The 20101-nt window shown below is 44.2% G+C and carries 16 protein-coding genes and 1 pseudogene; 3 read left to right on the top strand and 14 right to left on the bottom strand.

Going from position 1 to position 20101, the window contains the following annotated elements:
- Positions 1–186 precede the first annotated feature (186 nt).
- The gene (locus tag ASV53_RS05990; RefSeq protein ID WP_062691003.1) at positions 187–525 is read left to right on the top strand and encodes a Grx4 family monothiol glutaredoxin; all 339 of its coding nucleotides are present in this window, start codon (positions 187–189) and stop codon (positions 523–525) included.
- 75 nt (positions 526–600) lie between these two features.
- Here ASV53_RS05990 and ASV53_RS05985 read toward each other — a convergent pair whose 3' ends face one another.
- The 3 genes from ASV53_RS05985 to ASV53_RS05975 form a co-directional block, all read right to left on the bottom strand.
- Positions 601–5136, bottom strand: a complete 4536-nt coding sequence (locus ASV53_RS05985) for a transporter substrate-binding domain-containing protein (protein ID WP_094956439.1) — start codon at positions 5134–5136, stop codon at positions 601–603.
- 47 nt (positions 5137–5183) lie between these two features.
- A complete protein-coding gene (locus tag ASV53_RS05980) occupies positions 5184–6521 on the bottom strand; it encodes a response regulator (RefSeq protein ID WP_094956438.1) in 1338 nt (445 codons plus the stop codon).
- 367 nt (positions 6522–6888) lie between these two features.
- Entirely contained in the window at positions 6889–8211 is a 1323-nt protein-coding gene (locus ASV53_RS05975; RefSeq protein WP_094956437.1) for a Na+/H+ antiporter family protein, read from the bottom strand.
- Positions 8212–8478: 267 nt separating this feature from the next.
- Here ASV53_RS05975 and ASV53_RS05970 point away from each other — a divergent pair, with 267 nt between their 5' ends.
- Positions 8479–9084: a peroxiredoxin C gene (locus ASV53_RS05970; protein WP_048899157.1), complete on the top strand. Its 606-nt coding sequence runs from the start codon at positions 8479–8481 to the stop codon at positions 9082–9084.
- A 72-nt stretch (positions 9085–9156) separates the two neighbouring features.
- Here ASV53_RS05970 and ASV53_RS05965 read toward each other — a convergent pair whose 3' ends face one another.
- From ASV53_RS05965 to rnt, 3 genes are all read right to left on the bottom strand, one after another.
- Entirely contained in the window at positions 9157–11523 is a 2367-nt protein-coding gene (locus ASV53_RS05965; RefSeq protein WP_189337832.1) for a VolA/Pla-1 family phospholipase, read from the bottom strand.
- Between the two features lie 54 nt (positions 11524–11577).
- Positions 11578–12834, bottom strand: coding sequence for an outer membrane protein transport protein (locus ASV53_RS05960; RefSeq protein ID WP_094956435.1), 1257 nt, complete (start codon positions 12832–12834; stop codon positions 11578–11580).
- A gap of 270 nt (positions 12835–13104) precedes the next feature.
- Positions 13105–13773, bottom strand: coding sequence for a ribonuclease T (rnt, locus tag ASV53_RS05955; protein ID WP_062691009.1), 669 nt, complete (start codon positions 13771–13773; stop codon positions 13105–13107).
- 126 nt (positions 13774–13899) lie between these two features.
- Between rnt and motY the strand changes: the two genes are divergently transcribed.
- Positions 13900–14787: a flagellar protein MotY gene (gene motY / locus ASV53_RS05950; RefSeq protein WP_062691020.1), complete on the top strand. Its 888-nt coding sequence runs from the start codon at positions 13900–13902 to the stop codon at positions 14785–14787.
- A gap of 153 nt (positions 14788–14940) precedes the next feature.
- On the opposite strand, the gene ASV53_RS05945 is transcribed toward motY, so the two are convergent.
- The 8 genes and pseudogenes from ASV53_RS05945 to ASV53_RS25405 all read right to left on the bottom strand — a co-directional run.
- On the bottom strand, positions 14941–15384 hold the full coding sequence (locus ASV53_RS05945) for a DUF2753 family protein (RefSeq protein WP_094956434.1): 444 nt from the start codon (positions 15382–15384) through the stop codon (positions 14941–14943).
- A 13-nt stretch (positions 15385–15397) separates the two neighbouring features.
- On the bottom strand, positions 15398–16012 hold the full coding sequence (locus ASV53_RS05940; protein WP_094956433.1) for a superoxide dismutase: 615 nt from the start codon (positions 16010–16012) through the stop codon (positions 15398–15400).
- A gap of 164 nt (positions 16013–16176) precedes the next feature.
- Positions 16177–16569, bottom strand: coding sequence for a lactoylglutathione lyase (gloA, locus tag ASV53_RS05935; RefSeq protein WP_094956432.1), 393 nt, complete (start codon positions 16567–16569; stop codon positions 16177–16179).
- 15 nt (positions 16570–16584) lie between these two features.
- Complete coding sequence (nth, locus tag ASV53_RS05930; protein ID WP_094956431.1) at positions 16585–17226, bottom strand: endonuclease III; 642 nt, start codon at positions 17224–17226, stop codon at positions 16585–16587.
- A 124-nt stretch (positions 17227–17350) separates the two neighbouring features.
- The gene (locus ASV53_RS05925) at positions 17351–18052 is read right to left on the bottom strand and encodes an electron transport complex subunit E (RefSeq protein WP_094956430.1); all 702 of its coding nucleotides are present in this window, start codon (positions 18050–18052) and stop codon (positions 17351–17353) included.
- A 2-nt stretch (positions 18053–18054) separates the two neighbouring features.
- Positions 18055–18690 carry an electron transport complex subunit RsxG gene (rsxG, locus tag ASV53_RS05920; RefSeq protein ID WP_094956429.1) on the bottom strand — a complete coding sequence of 212 codons (636 nt, stop codon included), beginning with the start codon at positions 18688–18690 and terminating at the stop codon, positions 18055–18057.
- A gap of 9 nt (positions 18691–18699) precedes the next feature.
- The gene (gene rsxD / locus ASV53_RS05915; RefSeq protein WP_094956428.1) at positions 18700–19749 is read right to left on the bottom strand and encodes an electron transport complex subunit RsxD; all 1050 of its coding nucleotides are present in this window, start codon (positions 19747–19749) and stop codon (positions 18700–18702) included.
- A 3-nt stretch (positions 19750–19752) separates the two neighbouring features.
- A pseudogene (locus ASV53_RS25405) lies at positions 19753–20101 on the bottom strand (electron transport complex subunit RsxC); the annotation flags it as partial.

Below are 20101 nucleotides of genomic sequence, written 5' to 3'. Positions count from 1 at the left end.
AGACAGACTTTATTAAAAGCCCTGACCCTAAAAAATTACCCTTAAAAATTTTAGGCGTTTTTTTCCTAAGCCTGAACGAGTAGAATGGCACGTTAAAACATTTATTTGGTAGGCTTGTTTTATAACGGCAGTGCCCCCATCAAGTAGATATACTTAAAGATAAGCAATTGGTCGTAAGAGGAAGTTATGGAAACTATCGATAAAATTAAGCAGCAGATCTCTGAAAACGCAATCTTGTTGTACATGAAGGGCTCCCCTAAACTACCTAGCTGTGGTTTTTCTTCACAAGCCTCTCAAGCACTAATGGGTTGTGGTGAGAAGTTCGCTTACGTTGATATCCTACAAAACCCTGATATCCGTGCTGAGCTTCCTGCATACGCACAATGGCCAACATTCCCACAACTATGGGTTGAAGGCGAGCTAGTTGGTGGTTGTGACATCATCATGGAAATGTTCCAAAAAGGTGAACTTCAGCCGCTTGTTAAAGAAGCTGCCGCTCGTCGTGACGGTGAAGCAGCAGAATAATTTCTGATGTAAAAACTGTGCTACGTATTTAGAAGCCCTGCATCTTTGTGGGGCTTTTTGTTGGTATGCGCCTAGCTATGTTCGTATTGCTTGCTCTGCTTGTAATAATGTCGTTTGTTGCTCTAGCTGCTCGATAAATCCTTCAATGTCCCTATTTATATCTGCTATATCTGTTTGATTAAAAAAAAGACTCTGCGGTACTTCGCCATGGTTAAACCCTTTTAGGGCAAGCGCTTCAATATTGGTGAGGTGATCGGCAATATCATCGCATGCAATCATCTTCGCTGAACCTTTCATTCGATGCGCGATTTCTGACATTTTTTGATAGTAACCTTGGTTGAAAGCCTGTGTTAGGCGTGTCATATCTTTGAGGTGGCTATCGATAAACTCGGTGATTAAATGATTAATAGTCTCTTCATCGCCAAAGAGTTCTTCCAGCAACAGGGTATTAATCTGCGTCTTTGCAGAGATGTTAGCGGCGTGGCTGGCTATAGTTTGATTTGCTGTCCTTTGATTTTCTTTGCCTTTATTGTCTACGCTTGGATTAGCAGGGTGATGATGTTGATCTTCTTGACGAAAGTTTTGGTCAATGGCTCCAAATAAATCCGAGAAATCATCGGTCAGATCTTGGCTTGTTGTTGCAGTGGGAACGATGAGGGGTGTTTTACCCTGTTCACCTTGCTGTACCGTACGATCATTTTCTAGCTCAATATAGCGTGGAAGCCATTTCCCAATGGTAATACGTAACTGTTCCATCGAAACGGGTTTGACGAGGAAGTCATTCATTCCGTATTCAAAGCAGTGGGCATCTTCTCCCTGAACGACATTAGCAGTAAGGGCTACGATAGGTAGTTGCCACGGGCTTTCTTGTCCTAAAGGATCGAGGTCTGTAGATCCTGATTGTAACAGCGTTTCATAGTGGGCTGAAAAACTGTGTCCCATATCAGCTAACGTGTCTGGCAGTTGTGGAGCGTAACTAGGCTGAGCCGTTACTGTGTTTGCTATTGCGGTAGCAAAGTTCTCTGCGCAACGATTTTCTTGTGAGCGAATAGAGGCTGATAAGGTATATCCGTCCATTTCAGGCATGTGACAGTCGGTGAGTAATAATCCGTACCTGTGCGCTTTTAGTGCTTCAAAAGCGAGCACGCCATTTTCAACAATATCTGCGTGTACCCCAATTTGCTCTAATTGTTTTCTGATCACTTGCTGATTGATTGGATGATCTTCTGCGACCAAGATTAAACGTCCTGATTGCTCTGCCTGCTCTCGGCTTTCTTGGTATTTGTTCTTTATGCCGTGGTTTTTGATATGGCTGATGATTGGTTCGTGGCTAACTGGTTTGGTTAATACATGGATGAGGTTATCCGGTAAAAGTGGGTTAACCGATAAACACCATGACACGCCCAGCGGTTCTGGCGATAGCATGGGGTTTTGATTAATAACAATAATATTGGTCGTAACGGGTAACTGCTGTATCCAAGCATCTGTAATTGAAAGCTGTTGCCACAGTGACATGGCAATCACCACATGCGAAGGGTGAACCGACGTTATGTGTAATTGCAGTAAATCGATATGATTAGCTTGAATCACTTTCGGCGTTAGCCCTAAGTGTTTTAGGTAGTGGCAGAGCTCTTCTTGTTGAATGAAATAGCCCAGAATTAAGCATTGCTTAGTGAGTTTTGGATTGTTTTTTCTCACTTGTTGGGTCGCTGTTGATGGCAATGCTAAAGCCATGGGAGTCTCTGACTGTTGTTGGCTTCGTGGGATATCGAACGTGACGCTAAATGCACTGCCCTTGCCTTCATCGCTTTGTAGTTGCAAACGTCCGTGCATTTGCTCTATCAGTTTCTGAGCAATAGCAAGGCCTAATCCAGTACCTCCAAAGCGACGGCTGGTGGTGCTGTCGGCTTGTTCAAAAGGCTGAAAGAGTGCGTGTTGCTTGTCTTTGGCTATCCCAATGCCAGTATCTGTGACGGTGAATTTTACCTTTTGGCATAATGGTTGGTTTGTCGTTTGATCTTCTAGTACATCAACAGACAGTGAGATCGTGCCATGTTCGGTGAATTTAATCGCATTATTTAAGAGGTTATTTAATATTTGATGAATACGAATGTCATCAGCAAACAGCCACTGAGTAAGCCGTGGATCTTGCCAGTAATGGAAGGCGAGCCCTTTTTGCTGAGCATGAATAGACTGCGGCTGCACAATACGAGCGAGCACTTTTCCCAGCTCTATATCCGTCGGGTTTATATCTAGTTTTCCTGCTTCAATCTTGGAGTAGTCCAGTACATCATTAACGATGTGAAGTAGGTTGCGAGCAGATTGGTGTAATCCACCGTGTAAACTTTGCAGTTCATCGTTTAAGGTGTGTTCCTGCATTAATTCTAAAAGACCAAGAATCCCGCTGATAGGCGTACGTACTTCATGGCTTATCGTGGCAAGAAATTGTGATTTTGCGGCAGTAGCGATTTCAGCCTTATGGCGAGCATTTTCTAACGCAAGCTGCTGCTGTTTGAGTAGTGATATATCTGTGATGACGGTATTCCAATCATAACTGTGTTCATCACGCGCTGTAATTTGGCTTTTAAATTGTACCCACTTGCTATCGCAATCATTGCCTTTTATTTGCTGCTCGCTTTCCCAATGACCAGCTTGTAATGCTAATAACATGCTGCTTTCCAGCTCGTCGTAATCCAATGCGATAATTTGTTCAAATAAACAGTGTGGGTTTGCTTCGACGGTGGCGACATCAAATCCAAACATCTCTTGCACACCCGCACTAATGAAGCTGTAGTGAAAGTGTAAAGGACGATCGGCAAATGTTTGGACATGTTGGAGCACAACGCCATCAATGTTATCTGCTAATTTATGGAGGTGTAATTCGGCGGCTTTAGCCCGTAACTCCGCTTGCTTTCGTTGCTGAATTTCTGCCGCCATTTTACGATTCCATAGAATGATGCACGTAATCACGACAGTAATAATTAATGTGAGTAATCCAGCCCATTTAGCAACGGCACGCGGTGATAAACCTTCTTGATATTCATAAGTTAGCCACTTTTGTTCAAGTCGAGATAGCTCTGAAGTAGGAATAGCATGAATGGCTTTATTTATAATACTTAGCAGCATAGGGTGACGAAAATTAATGGCGAAACTAAGTGGAACGTGGTTTTTCTCGTTAATTTTGCCATTAATCTTAAACTGCCCGACATAGTTGTTGTGTAGCAATGGTGAGGCGAAATGCAGAGAGGCTAGCGCATTATCAACTTCACTTTTCTGTAATGCTTGAAAAGCAGAAACATGGTTAATAAAAGGAATGGGGACACAACTTAAACACAATGTAGGCAAGAGGGCTTCACCACCGGAACCTGTAATAATGGCGACCCGTTCTGTGCCATTAGGCATAAAATTAGTGAGCTGTTCTGAGCGACTGAGTACCACCCAGGGCTCGTTAGTATATGGAAGGGAGAAGTCCATCACACGCACTGTCTCGTTGGTGGGAGTGACGGCCGACAGCATCATTAATTCGCCATCAGTGAATGCTTGCGGAGTTGATGAAAATGCAGGGAGTGGCGATGAGATAAATTTCACACCTAGCATATTACTTAATAATAATAAGACGTCAGCACTTAGGCCATCGTGCTGCTTTCGTTTATTCATAAAATCAAAAGGCGCCCACTGTCGGTGAACACCAACACTAATTGTAGGGTTTTGTGCGAGCCAATTTTTTTCATCTTGCGTGAGTCCAATTTGTCCATAGTTGACCATCATGGTGCGCTGAGAAGGGCTAAGCCATTGATTATAGACGGCTTGGAGTGCGTTAGCTTTAATGTCTTCTAATGCAAAATTGATGCGGCTAAGTAATTTATGTTTTCCCTTATGGACGGCGATATGTAAATGATCAGGAGGAAGATCGGGCAATAGTGAAAGGGTAAGATCATTACGAACTTGATCGCGCAGCAGAGTTGATAAGGCGAGGGCATCGCCAATATAACCATCAGAGCGGCCAGTGTTAACCGCATCAAGGGCATCTTCGCTGCTGTTCTCTGTTCTAATTAGGCTTTGTGGCAGCAGGTTAGGTATTAATTCATTTAATGCAAACCCTTTCTCTATCGCTAATATGTCACCGGTCAAATCTTGAAGTGAGTTAACTGTTTTCTGTTGAGTGATCACCGCGCGGCGAATTGAAAACATTGGTTCACTGAATGCCATGTATTGCTGGCGGTCAAATGTGGCTGAAACACCAATCAGCATATCAAGGTCATTGGCTTTAAAGGCTGCAACGACATCACTGTAGGTTGGGTATAAACGGATCTCAAATCGAAATTCAGCTTGTATCGCGATCAACTCCAGCATAGTAACCAGCAACCCTTCAGTGATGACTTCACCACTCTTTGTTTCACGCTGATAGCTGTAGGGTACTAAATCATAAGCAGGTAGGCCGATGGTGATCACAGGGCGAGGATCTGTGGGGACGGTATTGATTGCTTGGTTAGCAAAGCCAGTTAATGGCTGGACAAAAAATAGAACAACAAAGGCAAGGCTAATTGCTTTGGCGTGGTGAATAGTACGCCGATAAATAGCGTAAGCCTGTGGCACTGTAAACATGAACATAAATAGAGTGACATCCTGTCTTATTGTTTTCTTTATGCGTATTGGCACTATGGCTCGGCGTTGGCGAGATCAATCTTTACGGTCAGAGACTGATAATCGATTTTTTGTAGTGCTTGCTGTTGTAACTCGGGTAATCCATTACCTTGTTGGTTAAGTAAGTTTTCTAGCTTACTGCGCAGCGGTCTAAACTTGTTATCCCCTAAAGCTTGGTAACACAGACACAGCAAGTAGTAGGCTTCGATGTCCGAGGGTAAATATTCGTCCTCTCGGATAGCGGCAAGGAGCACTCGAGCCTGCTCAGTCTCATTGAGTTGAAGCAATTGCAGGCAGCGGCAGAGCTTTAATATGGGTTTCGATAATGCCGCTGGTTTCTCTGAACGAGACAATCGTTGCCATGCAGATTCAGCCCGCCATACCTTCAGTTTGTCTTGTGGCAAGTTTAAGATATCCACCCACAAAACAAGTACGCGTTTACCTGCACTGTCCCATATAGAATTGGGGATGAGGGGCGCTAAACTCAGAATGTAAGGTTTGGCTAAATGGATATCATGTGAAATTAACTGAATCCAAATCATATCCAAAGTCAGTGCGATATTACTGGTGTTTATAGTAAGAACTTGTTGTATTAATACCTGCGCGTCGTCATATTTTTTAGCACATAGGCAAATTTGTATTTTTAACTGTAATAGTTTGATGTTTCGATGGTTCTCGCTAAGCAGGCTATCGACTTGAGTAAGTGCATCTTGGTAGTGCTGCTGGGCATGACTGATTTCAACTAATTTGATTCGTGCGGGTAGGTAATCATGTAGTTTTAGTAGCCCATTGAGCATGGCTGTTGCTTCTGCAAATTGCCCCTCTTTTATCAATATGTTGGACATATAGATAATTGAGTCTTTGAGCGTGGCGGGATCGGGTGATTGAGCAAACAGTGGCTTTACAGCATTTAAGCCATTTTTAATAAAGGCTTGTTCTAGTGTTGAAAAAAATTGCTGGCGAGTCAGGCCGTTAGTAACACGCTTGATAATGTCATCCGCTCTGATGGGCTTAATCAAGTAGCCGTCGGGCTCAAATTGCGAATAACCAAAGAAGATGTCTTGGCTGTCGTTTCCTGTTACGACAAAGACTAATGTTTGTGCCTTGATGAGCTCTTTTAACCGTAAATACTCAAGTAGCTGTAAGCCTGTACTGCCAGTTCCTAAATGATGATCTATCAGTAAAATATCGAAACGGTGACTGCGGCAAGCTCTAACTGCACCCTGTGCGTTAGCGGTACTGACTATATTATTGGTGGGCACGCCTAACTTGATCAATAAAGCGCGGGTGGCACTTTGGATCATATTGCTGTCATCAATGATCAAGTATTTCGACTGGGCGAGTATATCCATATCGTAGCCTTATGACGAAGTGATTAGCTCTGGTTTAGTTTAATTCGTTATGGTTCCAGAGTTGAGTTGATTAATTTTTTCAATGGCTTATTGCCTAGATAAGTCTAGCAGTTGATTTATTCGTTAATAAAAAAATATGCAGCAAATGTAATAAGTTTGATGTATGTCTCTAGGGGCATATATATGCTTACTAGCAGCTCGTCATACCGTTATTCGTCAATAAGAGAAGAAAGAAAAAATGAGAATAAGTAAAAGGGGAGAGTGAGGCTCTAGGGGGGAGATACATAACGTGACATTGATATGCAGAACAATAAAAAAGACCGCCGAAGCGATCTTTTAAAAGGAGGTAGTCTTTAGCAAGAGTGCCTTACAGCACCATAGACGCTATCCAACCAAATGCAATCAAGGATAAGTTGTAGTGCAAGAAGGTCGGAACAACCGTTTCCCAGATATGTTCGTGTTGACCATCGGCATTCAGACCCGCTGTTGGACCTAACGTTGAGTCTGAAGCTGGAGAACCCGCATCACCTAGCGCTGCAGCAGTACCAACCAATGCAATAGTTGCCATTGGTGAGAAGCCAAAGGTTAAACAAAGCGGCACATAAATTGTTGCTAGAATGGGAATGGTCGAGAACGATGAGCCAATCCCCATAGTTACCAACAAACCAACAACCAGCATCAATAATGCGGCTAGTGGTTTGTTATCACCAATGACATCAGCCAGTGAGGCAACCAGTGTTTCTACACCACCTGTTGCTTTCATCACCGCCGCAAAACCCGCTGCTGCAATCATGATGAAGCCGATCATTGCCATCATGTGAACACCTTTGGTGAAGACATCATGGGTTTCTTTCCACTTAATCACACCACCAAAAGTAAACATCATGAAGCCAACTAGGCCACCGATGATCATTGAGCCACTAAATAGCTGTGCACCCAGCGCGGCAATGATAGCACCAACAGCAATGTAGACATGCTTCATGTTGATTTGTGCTTGTTCTGGCTCGTTCGCTAAGATCTTCTCTTCAGAATACTCGCGAGGTTTACGGTAACTGAAAAATACCGCGGTCAGTAAGCCGAATACCATACCAGCTGCAGGCAGTAGCATTGCCACTGGCACTTGGCTAGCAACAACATCTAATCCGTTATCATGCAGGTTTTTAAGCAAGATGTTGTTTAGGAATATCCCACCAAAACCAACAGGAAGTACCATGTAAGGCGTAACTAGGCCAAAAGTTAGTACACAAGCAATCAGACGACGGTCTAATTTCAATTTCGCAAATACATGCAATAGCGGCGGGATAACAATAGGAATAAACGCAATATGCACTGGAATAGCATTCTGAGAAGAGACGGCTAATAGCAGTAAAATGGTGAGAACGCTGTATTTCACGCCAGTTGCGGCAGCGGCATTATGGTGGCCACTGATACGTTTAATGACTTTTTGTGCAAGTACATCAGTAATGCCTGAACGCGAAATCGCGACAGCAAAAGTACCTAACATGGCGTAACTTAATGCAGTTGTTGCACCGCCGCCTAGGCCGCCTTCAAAAGCTGCGACAGTGTCTGCGAGGGGCATCCCGCCCACAAGGCCACCTAAAATGGCGCTAAAGGTCAGTGCTACGACAACGTTGACTCGCATCAAAGCGAGAATCAACATTACGCACACTGAAATTATTACTGGGTTCATAAAAACTAAAGTCCGTCAGTTTGTTTGTTATTTAGTATGGATGTTGTTTTCTTAGGGCTGTTTTGCTCCGATTAGTCAGTTTGCTGAATTTTTCCCACATGTCGAGCCTTTATTCATGTTTGTAGCGAATTAATCCGAAACGTATGCTTATTGTGTCGCATGTCTTAGTCTTGTCATTATCTCCTGTCTATACTGGTTATCGGCTGTGTTGTCAGAACAATACTGGCAATTGACAGCACTTATTTACTACATCACATGGAGTTACTTATGAGTGTTTTAGTTGGACGTTTAGCGCCTGATTTTACAGCGGCTGCGGTACTGGGTAATGGTGAAATTGTTGATCAATTTAATTTAAAACAGCACATCCAAGGGAAAGCGGCGGTTATCTTTTTCTACCCACTAGACTTCACTTTTGTGTGTCCGTCAGAACTGATCGCTTTTGATAAGCGTTTTGCTGATTTTCAAGCAAAAGGTGTTGAAGTGATTGGGGTGTCGATTGATTCTCAGTTCTCACACAATGCGTGGCGTAACACGGCTGTAGAAGATGGCGGTATTGGTCAGGTGCAATACCCGCTGATTGCTGACACTAAACATGAAATTTGTCAGGCGTATGATGTAGAGCACCCTGAAGCGGGCGTGGCATTCCGCGGTTCGTTCCTGATTGATAAAGAAGGGTTAGTGCGTCACCAAGTGGTGAATGATTTACCGCTTGGCCGTAATATCGATGAAATGCTACGTATGGTTGATGCCCTACAATTCCACGAAGAGCATGGTGAAGTATGCCCTGCTCAGTGGGAAAAAGGTAAAGACGGTATGGATGCATCACCAGAAGGCGTGGCGAAGTACTTATCGGCGCACACTGACGATTTGTAATTCCATGTGATAAATAGCTTTGCGTAAAAGAAAGGCGAGCCACTGGCTCGCCTTTGTTGTTAGCGTTACAGGTTATTGTAATAACCCTTTATTCGCGTCTGCAACAACAACTTGGTTACCTTGCGATAAGGTGAAGCTTACAACGTGAGTTTGCGCTTCTTTGGTTGCTGTCATGTCAGAGAAATCTCTTTTCTGCGGCGCAATAATCGTGCTGTGCTCTGCATTCGATGTGGTATTAAACATTGCAGCCGATTTAACCGGACCAGAAGCAACTGTTCCTGTCAGTTGAGTAAGACCAAGTTCTTTGATTAATGGCTTGGTACCTGCGATTAGGCTACCAGGTACTTCATTTGGAACAACGGCATCACCCTCGGCTTGCATCAGATATACCGGTGACGAGATATCTTTCGCTAAGCTAATTGGATCTGTGGTATCGAGTACGGTTTGCGCGGCATAAGCAAATGAATTTAAGTCAGCATCGACTTTTCCTTGTTGTTCTGCGTTTAGCTTGCTGTAGAAGCCAGTAAAACAGTTGGCGCCACTAATGTTGTTGGGTTCACAAGTTGTAGCATAGGTGTTTTTGTAATCATCACTCGCAGAAGCCATTAGCAGGTGTTTAACCGTTGGACCAAAGGTTGTTGAGCCGAGCAGCAACGATGGAATACCGCCGCCTGGGTTGGCAAAAGCGCCTGCAGTCATGGTAAATGCAGCTTGGTTTAACGGAATAGGATCGTTGGCAGTTTTGTATGTCGCAATACCTGTAATCGCACCAAGGGAGTGGCCGTAGAAACTCGCTCTAGTAGGATCGATAACAGCTAACTCAGTAGGCAGTGTTTTTGATAGCGCACCACGCACACCTAATACATCCATTGTGCTCTGACGAATGTTATCGCGAGCGACAGGTAGGTATTCAAGGTTCATGTACACTTCAGGAGAGCTTGGGGTGGTTACAGCCTCAGAAGATAGTGCGCGAGCACCATGAAGCGGGTGATCGATAGCTATTACCGCTATATTTGAGTTTGCGAAATTAGCGGCAAAGAAATAAGCATTTTCTTTTATGGATGTAATACCGTGCTGGTAAAGCATCACAGGTAACGAGTTATCTGCAGTTACACTGGTTGGTTTAAACATTACAAACGGGACATCAACAACGGCTTTAATCTTCGGTATTGGACTGTATTGAGTCACCAGCCTTTCTTTATCCAGTTGGCTACCATCAGCAAGTGTTAATGTTTCGCCAATGAGTTTTGCTTGCTCAGTAAAGCTGGTTTTAAGCTTAGTCACATCAATGTTTAAAGCGATCAACTGAGATGTGAGCGCTTGTTTATCGGCTTCATTAGTGCCCTCTAGCGTATTCACGATTTTCGCAAGGCTAGGAGTTGCACTTTCCCATGGTGTTGTTTTCCAGACGTCGTTATCTGTTGACGTTTCTAGGAAGCTTGGCAGTTTAATGGTGCCTTTGATAACTGAAACTGTATTCGGTGTTGCTGAGTATTGAGCAAGAACAGCTTTAGCTACTGGAGCGGTAAACGCGGTTTCAAACGCTTTGTCTGCGCTTAGCGAGGCAGCAAAGTCTTCTGTGGAGTTTACGGTAATATTATAGAGGTTAGAAATATCGACGCCTTGTGCAACAGCATCACCTTTCCAAACATTTTCAGCGCCACTCATTAATGCTAAACCCATTGCAGCCTTGGTGGCATGCATTGAGTCACCAGCAGAAGACGTGGTGAACCAACTAGAGTAAATAATATCATCTGCTGAAATTGATGATGTTTTCTCAACGGTTCCTTCTATTAGATGGGTTAGCTGTTGAGCTGTTTTTAATGAACTAACGGTATGTACTTTGTTCTTGGTTTTTATTTCAGCGTATGAAGCAGACAAACCTACGGCATTGCCATTTTTATCAGTAACGCTGTTTGATATAGCAAATAGGTAATTACTTTTTTCACTTAATAGTTTTAATGGCTGTATATAGAGCGTGTCTTTTTGCGCCTGAACGATGAAATCAGTACCTTCAGTTAACACCTGAAGTACTTGCATATCAGTGCCTTTACGAGGGTCATCAACCTTCAATAAAGCAACGCTACCAGTAACACTGGTTGGTTCTAGTTCAACCCCACTGAAAGGGATAATCATTGCTTGATTAGGGCTCCAGCCGTCAACTTGCCCCATTGCTACTTTAGGGTTTGATAGTTTGCTATCACCGCCATCTGGTATATTTAATGTGCCATCAAAAGTATCCATTAGCATAAAGCTAGGGAGAGGGATGGTTGCATCAGCACCTTGCAACTGGAATTTGACCTTAGTGGGTGCTTTTAGACTTTGTTGAATGCCTTGCTCATAAGAAATCGTGCTATCGCCTTCAATCGATGATTCATTGCCACAGCCAGTTAAGCCAAGGGTTGAAGCGATCATCAGCGCTAATAATTGTTTTTTCATTTGTTGCTCCATAGGGCATGTTCTAGGTGAGTGACTTAGTGTCAAAACACACCCTTAGAATGAGTAATTCATTTGCGCTGCACCAACAACGGCGCCACCGGTTGAAGTAAAGGTCAGTTCACCTGCGCTACTATCTTCGGTAAACGTGCCTTCTGTGCCGTGAATGTACGTCACACCCACATCTACGCTAAGCTGTGAACTGTATGCCCATGTCGCACCTGCCGAGTACCAGTAACGATCGGAGTCTGGAATGCTGAGTGTCGGCTTGCCTGCTTGTTCATCAAAAGCGAAACCTGTTCGTACTGTCCATTCAGGGTTAATACGGTAAGTACCACCAATGGCCCAACGGAAATTGTCTTCGTATTTTTCATCTTTCATGAAACATACGCCAGACATGCCGTTGTAATTACATTTGTCGTTGGTGGCTTTTAGCTCTTCGAATTTACTCCACTGCGTCCATTGCACGCTGTAGTGAACTGCAAACTCTTTGGTGAGAGAGTGATAGCCCGAGAATTCTGCAATAGCGGGAAGAACAACAGGAAGGCTACCGACAGCCGTTGAACCTTTTTGTTTTGGTTCAATGATAGTACCTTCGTAATCGGTGAATTCACCTTCAAATTCAAGGGAAACTTGCGAGCGGTAGCTCACGCCAAAGCGGTGGTCTTCATTGACTTCGTAAAGTGCGCCGACGTTCCAGCTCCAATCCCATGTGTCACCTTCCATACTGATTAGCTTATCTTCTGGCGAACCGCTAAATAAAGGTGCTAAACGGCCTAAGTGGCGGTTTAATTCAGCATCTGCATAAACCAAGCTGACACCACCACCGATGCTAAATTGGTCATTAATACGGTAAGCAACACTTGGATTTAAGTTGATGGTAATCAGTGAGGTTTTACCCGCAAGATCACCACTAGCGAAGTCGGTTGGGTACTCTGTAGTAACGCCATAGTTAGTAAATAGCGCTAAACCAAAAGCGAATTTTTCATTAATTGGTTGTACGTAGTAACCCGCAGGCACAAAACTAAGTGGTGCAACATCTTTAGCGGTTTGGTTTGCGGCATGATCTTTTACGTCGATGCTTGGGTCGACAATACTGCCTGCGGCAGAAATTTGTGCGGAATCGAACATCATCATTGCGGCTGGGTTACGTGCGATAACTGATGCGTTATCGGCAATAGCGGCTTCACCCGCGAAAGCGCGACCTAATCCTGATGCCGAATGTTCCGAAACTTGGAAACCAGCACTGTGTGCTTGGAGTGAGGTTAATGCGATGGTTACGGCTATGGCTGTGCGGTTTATTTTAATGGACATTTATGCTGCCTCTCTATAATGCTTCTTGTTCTTCATTCCATGAAAGAAAAAAATGAACGCTATGCGTTCAATAGCAGTATAAATATGCCCAACCTGTTTGTTAACCCCTTGTTATGGTTTGCGTTCTGTCTATTTGTTAATTATATGATCAATGTTCGGTTATTGTGTTTAAAACTGACGTTTAAAGCGGCAGTTTGCGTTTAGTTGACAGAGAAAAGCCCAGTAACACTGGGCTTTGGTAGGAGGTCTGATGAGGAGCTCTTGTTTGAATTATTGAGCGTTTTCTGACTCATCTGTTTGAGGGGCCACTAAAGGCCAGCCGCCTAATCTTTTCCATTTGTTAACAATCTCACAAAATAACTCGGCAGTACGCTCGGTGTCGTACAGTGCTGAGTGTGCTTCTTTGTTGTCAAAAGGGATCCCTGCGGTCTCACAGGCTTTAGCTAAAACGGTCTGACCAAAGGTTAAACCACTTAATGCTGCTGTATCGAAAGTCGCAAAAGGGTGGAAAGGGTTACGCTTTAATTTGGCACGTTCAGAGGCTTGCATCATAAAGCTGTGGTCGAAGTTTGCGTTATGCGCAACCATGATGGCACGTGAACAGCCAGCTGCTTTTAGTTCTTTGCGGACTTGCTTATAAATGGCTTTAATTGCCGTTTCTTCTGAAACAGCACCACGTAATGGGCTAAACGGGTCACGAATACCGTTGAAATCAAGGGCTGCTTGATGGATTATCGCCCCTTCAAATGGTGCAACGTGGAAATGTACGGTTGTTGCTGGTTTAAGCCAGCCATCTTCATCCATTTCTAATGTCACAGCACACACTTCTAGCAGTGCATCGGTTTTGGCATCAAAGCCTGCTGTTTCAACATCAATAACAACAGGGAAGTAGCCGCGAAAGCGACTTTTCAGTGTATTTAGTTCGTTATCTTGGCTCATAGCACTATGGTTGCAATAAATTCAACGAGCATTATGTCAGATTCAGCACTTGTCGTGCAGTGTCCTAAAGATTTTTTTTCTCGATTCGATACAATAGGGGAGCGCGCATTAATGAGTTGGAAGGGTATGACAATTTTTTTGAAAACAGTGGTAACAGGCACAATGTTGTTTGCCAGTGTATTGAGCACCAGTGCCAGTGCGGCCAAACAGTATGTAGCTACCCCTGCTAGCTCAGAATGGAAAGTTGCAGTCGACACGCCTTTAGAATGCCGACTTATCCATCAAATTCCGAATTATGGTGAGGCGCAGTTCACGTCTAAAGCAGGTAAAAAAATCAATCTCGATTTTGAGCTAAAAATGCGCCGTCCAATGGGGGAAACTCGCAGCGTTAATTTGGTGTCTATGCCACCACGTTGGATGCCAGGTGATGCGGCTGAACCTATGACACGAATTCAATTTTTTAAGCAGTTTGACGGTTATGTTGGTGGGCAGAGTGCTTGGGCGATGCTAACAGAATTAGAAAGTGGTCGTTATCCAACATTCAGTTATCAAGACTGGCAGCATAATAATAAGTTAATCGAAGTGGGGTTGTCTGCGGTTTCTTTCCAATCCCCTTATCTGCAATTCAGTTCATGCATTGGTAATCTGTTACCTTATAGTTTTGATGATATTGCTTTTACAGTGCTTCATTATGATCGCGACAGTGATGAACTGAATAAAGCCTCGCAAAAACGCTTATCTCAAATCACAGATTTTGTGCGTTACAGTGACGATATTGATCTTATTTTGATTGCGACTTATACCGATTCGATTGGCGGTAAGAATGTGAATCAAAACTTGTCAGAACGACGAGCGAAGAAGCTGGAAGAGTACTTTATGACCTTGGGGCTGCCAAAAGACAGAATCCAAGTAGAAGCGTTTGGTAAGCGCCGCCCAATTGCTGATAATGAGTCGCCAATCGGCCGCAATAAAAACCGACGCGTGGTGATTTCATTGGGGCGCAGTTTGATCTAATGAAGACATTTGATTTAGTGAAGATGGTTGTTCGAATGAATGGATCAGTTATTCGCTGATTCGTGAACAACATAGAAAATAAAGAAAAACGCGCTGCCTAGCCTCAGCGCGTTTTTTATTAGTTGCGGTGTCAATCAAAGAGGCGTAGTTGAACTAATGCAGTTTAAAACGAGCAATGAGTTCACACTGACTGCTAACAGTAATATTCTCGACCTGCTGTGCCACGATTGGATTGGGGTGGCGCTTTAAAAATTCGATTAAGGCTGATTTACAACAACCGATTGATTCAACGAACGTATCACATTCTTTGCGTGGGCATTGCGGAATAAGCGCCATCACTTGTTCTGATGCAAGCTGCAAATATTTCAGTTCATACTCACTATCACCTGCGTTGCGCCAAAATGCCGCGAGGTTATGGCACGAAACAACCTTAATGGTCAGTAGCTCTTCAAACTCATCACGGGTACCTTGTAATGGTTCAAGTTGCTGCGCTGCTGCCAGTGCAAGTTGATAGTGAATAATGGACATCATTGGCTTCTGCTCTTGTTCAGATTCGTTTGCCAATAAGGTATGAGTTTCCCAGCGTGATACGTCCATGATTGTCCCTTTATTATGCTGAGTGCAAAGCATCAAGGTAGTGTTGTTGTACTTGATCCCAGTCCACCACATGCCACCAAGCATCGATATATTCTGGGCGTTTATTTTGGTAACTGATGTAGTACGCGTGTTCCCATACATCAAGCGCTAATACAGGAATGCCTTGTACGCTTTCTACATCCATCAGTGGGTTATCTTGATTGCTGGTGGTTGATACCTCTAATCGTCCTTCAACGACAGATAACCAGATAAAACCAGAACCAAAGTGGTTGGCTGCAGCGGTAGAAAAGGCTGCTTTGAAATCGTTAAAGCTACCGAAGTGGCAGTTAATGGCCTCTGCTAATAAGCCAGAAGGCATACCACCACCTTGTGGTGACATACACGCCCAATACAAATTGTGATTGTAATAGCCACCGCCGTGGTTTCTGACTGCGGGTGAGTATTGCGATACTTTGGCAAAAATATCTGGTAGAGATTGTGTTTCGAGCTCAGTACCGCTTATTGCAGCCATAAACTTGTCAAAATAGGTGCGATGATGACGCGCGTGGTGAATCTCCATTGTGCGCGCATCGATGTACGGTTCTAGTGCGTCATAGGCATAAGGAAGTGCCGGAAAAGTGAATGACATATCGTATCTCTCTTGGTTTTTTATCATCGTATTGATAATCATTATCAATATCAACCATGAATTTTGTACGATAATTAATTTGCTTGCAGTCTCACACTTCAATGAAAAAGCCAAAGCAAGGCTTTGGCTTATAGATACAAGGATCAAAAGGGAGGGTAATAAGGCTAATTGCGCTGAATAAGCTCGATTTGATAGCCATCAGGATCGCGTACAAAAGCGATGTGGGTTGATCCACCTTTTACTGGACCTGGTGCACGAGTCACGTTTCCACCGGCTGCTTTAATGGCATCACAAGTGGCGTAAACATCTGATACACCGATGGCAATATGACCAAATGCAGAGCCCATGTCGTATTCAGTGGTGTCCCAGTTATAGGTAAGCTCGATCACCGCGCCTTGAGATTCATCACCATAACCAACAAAGGCGAGGGTATATTTATAGGCTTCGTTCTCACGCTTGCGCAGTAAATCCATCCCCATAACATCGGTGTAAAAAGCGATAGAGCGGTCTAAATCTCCCACGCGTAGCATGGTATGTAAAATACGTCCGTTTGCCATGTTTACCTCTCCTTATTACTCGTCAGGATAAATCTTATCTTTGAACTCACATAAGTCTTCGATAATGCAGCTGCCACAGCGTGGTTTGCGGGCAACACAGGTGTAGCGACCGTGCAAGATCAGCCAGTGATGGACATCGACTTTGAATTCTTTGGGTACAACTTTTAGTAGCTTTTCTTCTACTTGGTCAACGTTCTTGCCCATGGCAAGTTTGGTGCGGTTAGACACGCGGAAAATATGAGTGTCGACAGCAATAGTTGGCCAACCAAAGGCGGTATTAAGCACAACATTCGCCGTTTTTCGACCAACCCCAGGCAGTGCTTCAAGTGCTTCGCGGTTCTCTGGAATTTCACCTCCGTGTTTCTCAAGCAAGATGCGGCAGGTTTTGATGACGTTTTCTGCCTTGGCGTTAAATAAGCCGATCGTTTTGATGTATTCTTTTACGCCATCGACACCTAAATCAAAGATGGCTTGTGGGGTATTGGCGATAGGGTAGAGTTTGTCAGTGGCTTTGTTAACGCTGACATCTGTTGCTTGTGCTGACAGTAAAACCGCGATCAGCAATTCAAATGGTGAATTCCATTTTAGCTCTGTTTCTGGATGGGGGTTTTCGGCACGTAATCGTTCAAGGATCTGAACGCGCTTTTCATTATTCATAGTGTCGTTGCTTCCAAGCTGATTAAGCCTTGCAGTGTATAAGCAAGTAGGGAGGATAGGTGGTTGAGTCACCTATCTACACCGCAAAGCCTGTGATTATCGTTATTTTTCGTGCGTTTTTACGTTAGTTTGGAGATGTTACTCGCACACGTTCAATTGTTGGTTTGGGTTTGACTGTTGCGTTTTTTTGTTCACGTTTTTTATCAATAACGTTCTTCAATGCAATCATAAACCCAACACCAATAAAGGCACCCGGTGGCAACATTGCCAGTAAGAAGCTGCTATCGAAATGAAAGACTTCGATGCGCAATACTGACGCCCAATCCCCTAATAGACGATCAGCCCCATCAAACAAAGTACCGTTACCCAAGATCTCTCGCATTGCACCTAAGACAACCAGTGCGGCTGTCATACCTAAACCCATCCATAAACCGTCTAAAGTTGCTGGAATAGGGTCATTTTTAGAGGCAAATGATTCTGCGCGGCCAATGATGATACAGTTGGTAACAATCAATGGAATGAAGATACCGAGTGATTGGTATAAGCCATAGGTGAATGCATTCATTAATAGCTGAACACAGGTCACGAGTGATGCGATGATCATGACGAAAACAGGGATGCGCACTTCAGATGGTACCCACTGACGCACCAGTGAAACAATCAGGTTTGAGCCAACCAACACCATAGTGGTCGCTATGCCTAAGCCGAGGGCGTTAGTTACTGTTGCTGAAACAGCAAGCAGTGGACATAATCCAAGGAGTTGAACAATGGCTGGATTGTTATTCCACAAACCATTCTTCATCAGTTCTTTATTTATCGTGCTCATAATTATGATTCACCCTGACAGTTCAGTGGTTGATTCAACAATGCTTGCTGGTGGCGAGTATAGTAAAGCGAAACATTCTTTACCGCTTTTACGACGGCACGTGGCGTAATTGTTGCGCCTGTGAATTGGTCGAATTCACCGCCATCTTTACGAACAGCCCATGCAGGATCGTTTTCACCCGCGAGTTTTTTACCAGTGAAAGATTCAATCCAATGACTAATCCGCATTTCAATCTTATCGCCAAGTCCTGGGGTTTCTTGGTGGCTCAGAATACGCACCCCCGTCACGACACCCATAGGGTCTAGTCCCACAATAAGCTTGATTGCACCGTTATATCCATCTGGTGCAATTGCTTCGATAGCCACGCCGCTTGGCTCACCTTTTTTGCTTGCTAAATAAGCAGGCATTGGCGCTTGAGTACCTAGGTATTGCTCATTGGTGATCAAGGTACAGCTTTTATAAAGCTCATTATCATGGCTTTCTGCTGGAATGACCTGATTCAATACTTTCAACAGCTCTTTTTGCTGTTGTTCTAATATACGGTCTTGCGTCAATAGATTAGTGACGGCAACTAAGGCAGTTGCTAGCAACGCAAAGATTGCCAGTACACCACCATTTTTTTTCATAGCTTGGATCATGGTGGTTCCTTATTTATGACCAAATGTACGAGGGCGGGTGTAGTAGTCAATCAGTGGTACACACATATTGGCTAGCAACACACTGAATGCGATGCCGTCAGGGAAACCGCCCCAAGTACGAATGAGATACACCAATATACCAATGAGTGCACCAAACACGAGGCGACCTTTGGTGGTCGTGGCGGCAGATACCGGATCGGTCGCAATAAAGAATGCACCGAGCATGGTTGCCCCCGAGAAAAGGTGGATCAGTGGAGAAGCCGTACCATCAGGGTTGAATAGGAAACCTAAGCTGCTGATAACAAATAGCGCACTTAACATACCTACTGGGATATGCCATTGGATAACTCGCATTTTTAGCATAACTAAGCCACCAATCAGGAAGCCAAGGTTAATCCACTCCCAACCAATGCCCGCAATGGTACCGAATATAGGCTTTGCCAGCGTTTCCGTGGTGGTGAGCCCAGTTGTTAGCGATGTTTTCAGTGTATCAAGCGGAGTGGCCATGGTGACACCATCAACTGACGCTCGTAGTTGATGAGCACTAAAACCATCTTGAGTGAAACCGGTGAAAATAGTAAGCAAGCTATCGATGAACGACACAGGTTCTGCCGCTAAGGACTGCGGTGGTAACCAGGTTGTCATTTGTACTGGGAATGAAATCAACAGCACTACATACGCCACCATGGCTGGATTGAACAGATTCTGTCCCAATCCACCATAGAGGTGTTTGGCGATGACTATGGCGAAAACCACACCAATGACAGTGATCCACCAAGGTGCTAGTGGTGGAATTGAGACACCAATTAACACACCAGTGAGTAGCGCACTGTTATCTCTCAAATACGGCAATACAGGGCGTTGACGTAGTTTAAGAATGATTGCTTCTGCGCTGACGGCCACCGTCGACGCTAACAGGATATTTATTAATGTACCCCAGCCAAAGAAATACCATTGAGCTGCAACACCAAACGCACAGCATAGAATGACTGTGCGCATTAAGTCGCGCGTACTACGGCGACTGTGTGCATGGGGGGAACTGGCAATATTGAACGCCACGGCTTAGTTATCCTCGTTATTCTGTTGAGCAGCTTTTTCTGCTTGTTCTTTTGCTTGTTGCGCGGCTTTACGCGCTTTAGCACGTGCTACGGCAGCAGCGACAGCGGCTTTTTTCGGGTCGATAGTTGGTTCTGAATCTTGAACTGGTTCGTTACGAATAGCTTCGTTGCTAGTCGGTTCATGACTAGCCGCATCAGTGCTATCAGCTTGTTCTTTTGCTTGCTGAGCAGCTTTGCGTGCTTTGGCGCGTGCGACGGCCGCAGCAACAGCAGCTTTTTTCGGATCAACTGCAGGTTCAGTCTCAGTGACTTTTTCACTGCTATCTACCGTTTCAGGCTGGCTTTCAGCTTGC

It is taken from the genome of Photobacterium sanguinicancri (assembly GCF_002265265.1).
GTDB lineage: Bacteria > Pseudomonadota > Gammaproteobacteria > Enterobacterales > Vibrionaceae > Photobacterium > Photobacterium sanguinicancri.
Note: the sequence above shows the minus strand (reverse complement) of the source record. Positions and strands in the feature narration are given on the sequence as shown.

Bases quoted from the DNA above. Each gene is read 5' to 3' on its own strand.
- ASV53_RS05990 (WP_062691003.1), top strand. From the start codon at position 187: ATGGAAACTATCGATAAAATTAAGCAGCAGATCTCTGAAAACGCAATC.
- ASV53_RS05985 (WP_094956439.1), bottom strand. From the start codon at position 5,136: ATGTTCATGTTTACAGTGCCACAGGCTTACGCTATTTATCGGCGTACT.
- ASV53_RS05980 (WP_094956438.1), bottom strand. From the start codon at position 6,521: ATGGATATACTCGCCCAGTCGAAATACTTGATCATTGATGACAGCAAT.
- ASV53_RS05975 (WP_094956437.1), bottom strand. From the start codon at position 8,211: ATGAACCCAGTAATAATTTCAGTGTGCGTAATGTTGATTCTCGCTTTG.
- ASV53_RS05970 (WP_048899157.1), top strand. From the start codon at position 8,479: ATGAGTGTTTTAGTTGGACGTTTAGCGCCTGATTTTACAGCGGCTGCG.
- ASV53_RS05965 (WP_189337832.1), bottom strand. From the start codon at position 11,523: ATGAAAAAACAATTATTAGCGCTGATGATCGCTTCAACCCTTGGCTTA.
- ASV53_RS05960 (WP_094956435.1), bottom strand. From the start codon at position 12,834: ATGTCCATTAAAATAAACCGCACAGCCATAGCCGTAACCATCGCATTA.
- rnt (WP_062691009.1), bottom strand. From the start codon at position 13,773: ATGAGCCAAGATAACGAACTAAATACACTGAAAAGTCGCTTTCGCGGC.
- motY (WP_062691020.1), top strand. From the start codon at position 13,900: ATGACAATTTTTTTGAAAACAGTGGTAACAGGCACAATGTTGTTTGCC.
- ASV53_RS05945 (WP_094956434.1), bottom strand. From the start codon at position 15,384: ATGGACGTATCACGCTGGGAAACTCATACCTTATTGGCAAACGAATCT.
- ASV53_RS05940 (WP_094956433.1), bottom strand. From the start codon at position 16,012: ATGTCATTCACTTTTCCGGCACTTCCTTATGCCTATGACGCACTAGAA.
- gloA (WP_094956432.1), bottom strand. From the start codon at position 16,569: ATGGCAAACGGACGTATTTTACATACCATGCTACGCGTGGGAGATTTA.
- nth (WP_094956431.1), bottom strand. From the start codon at position 17,226: ATGAATAATGAAAAGCGCGTTCAGATCCTTGAACGATTACGTGCCGAA.
- ASV53_RS05925 (WP_094956430.1), bottom strand. From the start codon at position 18,052: ATGAGCACGATAAATAAAGAACTGATGAAGAATGGTTTGTGGAATAAC.
- rsxG (WP_094956429.1), bottom strand. From the start codon at position 18,690: ATGATCCAAGCTATGAAAAAAAATGGTGGTGTACTGGCAATCTTTGCG.